Source organism: Streptomyces sp. FH025, assembly GCF_017427025.1.
In the GTDB taxonomy this organism is placed as follows: domain Bacteria; phylum Actinomycetota; class Actinomycetes; order Streptomycetales; family Streptomycetaceae; genus Kitasatospora.
In genome coordinates, this window is record NZ_JAFLNG010000628.1 from 1 (window position 1) to 4,563 (window position 4,563).

Here is a 4,563-nt window from a genome sequence, read left to right on the forward strand (position 1 = left end):
CACCGAGGGCCGGTCGACGGACGCCCGGGGCCCGATCGGCCGTACGGCGCTGGGACTGCGCGGCCCCGAGGCCGCCCCACCGACCGGCCACCGCCTCCCGCTCGCCCGCCAGGTCGACGGCCAGGTGCTGCGCGCCCGGCGGCCCGGCCAGCCGGCCGGACCGGAGCGGATCGACCCGGCGGCGCTGCAGACCCCGGCGGTGCGGGCCGCGCTGGCCGGCGTCTCGCGGATATGTCCCGCGTTCACCCCGCGCCAGGTCCTGCGCGAGGGCAGCCGCCACATCCTGGTGGCGGGCACCATCGGGCGGGCTCCGGTGGTCGCCAAGTGCCTGGCGCCACAGGCGGTGCGGAGTGAGTACTTCGAGCAGTTGGTGGCCGATTTCCACCACGAGGTCGCGGTCTACCGGGCGTTCGTCCGGCACCGCCCGCCGGTGCGGCTGCCCCGGCTGGTCGCGGCCGACCACGACCGCTGCGTGCTGGTCATGGAGCGCGTTCCGGGGCGCCCGGCGGCCCGCGAGCGCCACCCGGTCAACGCGCCCACCCCGGGCGAGGTGCGGGCGCTGCTCGGTGCCGTCCGGACGCTGAACCTGTGGCGGCCGCCGAGCGACGTGTTCCGGCCGCGCCTGGACTACCAGTTGGAGATCGCCCGCTACCACTCGGTGGGCCAGCTCACCGACCGGGACGCCGGCGACCTGCGCGGCCTGCTGCACGGCCTCGGCCACACCCCGCTGCAGCTGTGCCACGGCGACGCGCTGCTGAGCAACATGCTGCTGGCGCCGTCCGGTCCGGTACTGGTCGACTGGGAGCAGGCCGGCTGGTACCTGCCGGGCTACGACCTGGCGGTGCTGTGGAGCGTGCTCTCCGGAGACACCGCGGCCCGCCGCCAGATCAGCCAACTCGCCCAGAGCGGCGGCACGCTGGCCCGGGACGCGTTCCTGGTGAACCTGGTGCTGGTGCTGATGCGGGAGATCCGGCTGTACGACGTGCCGGGCGCCGGCGAGGAGCAGCGGATCATGATCCGCCGGCTCTACGACGACGCCGCGCTGGCCCGTCGGGCCGTCCGGGCCGCGGTCGGGACGCGCTGAGCCCCGGACCGACCCTCGCTGTCACGGCCGGGCGCCCCGCTCCAGGGCGGCCCGGCCGGCGGCCTCCAGCACGGCCTCGTCCGGCGCCAGGTGCACCCGGCTGCTGAGCACGTCCCGCAGGTAGCGCTCCAGCGGGTGACGTCGGCTCAGCCCCGGGTTGCCGGTGAGCGCGACCGCCTGCTGGACGGCCGCGGTGGCGGCCCTGGTGGCCAGCAGGTGGGCCGGACCGGTCCGGGCCACGGCGTCCGGCTCGCCCCGGTCCACCCGGGCGGCCAGGCCCGTCACCAGCTCCTCGGCGCCGATCAGTTGGGCCTCGATCTCACCGAGCGCGCAGCGGTAGCGGGGCAGGGTGCCCAGCGGTTCGGTCAGGTTGGCCGGGGTGCGCTGGTTGAGGAAGCGGACCAGCCAGGACTCGGCGGCCCGGGCGACCCCGATCGCCACCGCGGAGAGGGCCAGATCGTGCCAGGCGCGGGCGAGTCGGGCCTCCGCTTCGTCCTGCCGGGCAGGCGTTCCGAGTCCGAGCGCGAGTTCGGCCGGCACCCGGACCTCGTCCAGCACGACGTCGTGGCTGGCGCTGGCCCGCAGGCCGAGCTGGTCCCAGGTCGGGTCGACCTCCAGCCCCTCGCTCTCGCCGCGGACCAGGAAGGTCCCGACCCTCGGCTCGGGCTCGTCGGTCCGCGCGGTGACCGCCATCCAGGCCAGCGCCTCGGCGCCGGTGCAGTAGGTCTTCCGGCCGGTCAGCAGCCAGCCGGAGCCGTCCCGCCGGGCCACCGTCCGGGGCGGTTCACCCGGTTGGCCGCCGGGCTCGGCCCGGAGCGTGTTGACCAGCGCGGGTCCGCGCCGGGACTCGGTGAGCAGTCGCCGGTAGCCGGCCGTCGGCCAGCTCGCGCGGCGGGCCTGCTCGGCGTGCTGGAGCAGGGTGAAGGCGGTGACCACCGCCACCGAGGCGTCGCCGCGGCCGAGTTGGGCGAGCACCCGGACGGTGTCGGCGACCGTGCCGCCCGGTCCGCCGTACCGCTGGGAGACGGTCAGGGTGAGCAGGCCGGCCTCGTGGACCGCCTCGATGCCCTGGTACGGGAAGGTGGCGTCGCGGTCGTGCTCCTCGGCGCGGGCGGCGAGCAGGTCGACCACCCGGGGCAGCCCGGCCAGGGCGGCCTCGACCGCCGAACGGTCGGGCGAGGGATGGCCGGAATCCGACGGTTCGGCCCCGCGCCGGCCGTTCGGGGATTCGACCCCGCGCCGGTCGTTCGACGGGCGGTCATCGGTGGAACGATCACCGGACGAACGGTCGTTGGGCGAACGGTCGTCCGACGGGCGGTCGGTGGCGGCGGTGGTCGTCATGGTGCTGGTGCCTCCGGGCGGCAGCGTGGGCTCGGCGAGTGCGGGCGGCACGCCGTACGGGCGCGCGGAACCGGCCGGCGGCCCCGGAGGTCAGCGCACGACACGCCCCCGAAATCGGCGCCGACCCGGTCCGGTCGGCCGCCCGCCGCCACGGGGAAGGATCCCCTTCAGTGGCCCGGACACGCCGCGCTGGCGGTGCGTCGCAGGTCCAGGTGCCTGCGACGGGTCAGCAACGGGAGACGGCACGACATGTACGCGACTTTACGAACCTGTGATCGATACCGTCAAGCACCGTCCGGTCCCCGGGCAGGGGGTGGTCAGCCCTGCTGGAACATGTCCGCCGGGAGCGGCTTCAGCAGCTGATACAGGTCGTCCGAAATCGGTCGGTCCCACGACGCGATGGTGACCAGGACGCCGTCGCTGCGGCCGAACTGGGCGCAGAACACGCGCTCCTCGCTGACCTTGACCTTCTTCACGATCAGCAGGTCGTCCCCGAGCATCACTGGGAAGTCCTCGGCCGAGGCGAACTCGACCGGCTCGTCGTTCTCCAGCGCCGCGAGCAGCTGCCGCACCTCGAAGGGCACGCCGTCACCGGTCTCCCGGGCGGGCGAGCCCTCGGGGAGGTTGCCGATGAACATCGCCGGGCCTCTGCCGCCGAACAGGTCGTAGCGCAGGAAAATCCCCTGGCAGGAGCCGTCCGGGCCGGTCATCATGGCCGCACCGAAGTCGCCGGGCCAGTCGCCCGGGTCCATGGCGAGCACGTCGAAGTCCGGGCCGGCGGGCTGGCCGGAGCGACGGCGGAGAAAAGACATGGGAACATCGTACGCGCCCGGCACACCACGCTCGCGAGGTGGGTGGGGCGCCGACGGGAGACCGGCCGGAGATCGACGCTCAGAGACCAATGTTGACTCTGAGCAACCGTCCGGGCTACGTTCGGTTCAGCACGACAGCCGTTCTGGGTTTCACCCTTCGGGGGGACGGCATGTCGCAACGCGGCCCTACACGCGTATCCCTCACTGTGCACTTGTCGTGCCGAACTGCCGAGCACCCAGCTTCGTCGTCGCACACAGCACAACACACAAGCCAACAGTTCCATGCAACAAGAGCCAGATCCGCGGGGCCCCGGCCCGTCGCTCCCGTGGATCTGCTCGGGACGCCGCCGCGTGGGGGCGTGCGGGTCCCGAGCACAGGTGCCGTCGTCCGAGTCGCTCTCGGTTTCGGCGCCAGCCTCCCGGCGACTGCCGGCCCCTCGTGGGCCGGGACCGGCCGACGCACCCCGGTGCGCAGGGGATGACTGGGAGGCATGGCCTGGCAGCGCTGCCGGGCTGCACAGCAGGCGCCGTGTCTGGCCGCGTGGGGGCGGTGGGCACGGCGTCTGCCTGTGCTCATACTCTGAGCTGCGTTTGTCTAACAGTCAACAGAAATTCTGACGGGGCACGCTCAATAGATCATCAGTTGTGATGTTCGGTGCCGAAATGACCCGCGGAGCGGGCCCGTTCGTTCCGCGGCCGGTGCCGTGCTCGGCATCGGGCGGGGGCCCGCTCCGCGGGGACCTACCGGTCGCTCAGGTGAGGTCGAACTCGCCGTCCCGGGCGCCGAGCACGAAGGCCCGCCACTCGGCCGGGGTGAAGACCAGGATCGGCCCGTCCTCCTGACGGCCGTCCCGCATCCCGATGTACCCGTCCACGAACGCGATCTGGACGTCCCCGACGCCCTGGCTGCTGCACAGCCACTCGGCCCCGGTGAAGTCCACCTTCGGCTTCCCGTTCGGCGCCAGCTCCGGCTCGGCGCCGACCGCCCCGATGTCCGTCCCGCTGTTCACTGTCGTCACTGATCGATCTCCTCCCGACGGCTTTCCCGGTCAGCCTAGCCACCCCGCCCACGCCGGTCAGCGGGTTCGCGAGGACTCCCCCCGGCCGGGGTCGAGGACCGACGGAGGAACGTCCGGGACCGGGTGGAGCGTGTCCCGACCGGCGGGGGCCCGGAGCAGCTGCCAGAGTGCTGCCAGGAGGCGGGTACGGCCCCCAGCACGCCGCGCGCCGGCCGCACCGCGGCCCCGTACGGGCCCAGGGCCCTGCCGACAGCCGCTCGACCAGCACTCCGTCCACCGCCCACCCACGACCCGTTTTCCAGGGAGC

The 4,563-nt window shown here is 73.9% G+C and carries 5 protein-coding genes; 1 reads left to right on the forward strand and 4 read right to left on the reverse strand.

Annotated elements, in window-relative coordinates; translation table 11 throughout:
* Positions 1–55: 55 nt before the first annotated feature.
* The gene (locus J0670_RS30885) at positions 56–1,084 is read left to right on the forward strand and encodes an aminoglycoside phosphotransferase family protein (RefSeq protein WP_374223198.1); all 1,029 of its coding nucleotides are present in this window, start codon (positions 56–58) and stop codon (positions 1,082–1,084) included.
* Between the two features lie 21 nt (positions 1,085–1,105).
* Here the strand turns inward: J0670_RS30885 and J0670_RS30890 are convergent, their stop codons facing one another.
* The 4 genes from J0670_RS30890 to J0670_RS30900 form a co-directional block, all read right to left on the reverse strand.
* On the reverse strand, positions 1,106–2,425 hold the full coding sequence (locus tag J0670_RS30890; RefSeq protein WP_207815105.1) for an acyl-CoA dehydrogenase family protein: 1,320 nt from the start codon (positions 2,423–2,425) through the stop codon (positions 1,106–1,108).
* Between the two features lie 167 nt (positions 2,426–2,592).
* Positions 2,593–2,676, reverse strand: coding sequence for a putative leader peptide (locus J0670_RS40640; RefSeq protein ID WP_374223199.1), 84 nt, complete (start codon positions 2,674–2,676; stop codon positions 2,593–2,595).
* A gap of 66 nt (positions 2,677–2,742) precedes the next feature.
* Positions 2,743–3,237 carry a hypothetical protein gene (locus J0670_RS30895; RefSeq protein ID WP_196948593.1) on the reverse strand — a complete coding sequence of 165 codons (495 nt, stop codon included), beginning with the start codon at positions 3,235–3,237 and terminating at the stop codon, positions 2,743–2,745.
* Positions 3,238–3,989: 752 nt separating this feature from the next.
* On the reverse strand, positions 3,990–4,229 hold the full coding sequence (locus tag J0670_RS30900; protein ID WP_374223200.1) for a DUF397 domain-containing protein: 240 nt from the start codon (positions 4,227–4,229) through the stop codon (positions 3,990–3,992).
* Between the last annotated feature and the right edge of the window lie 334 nt (positions 4,230–4,563).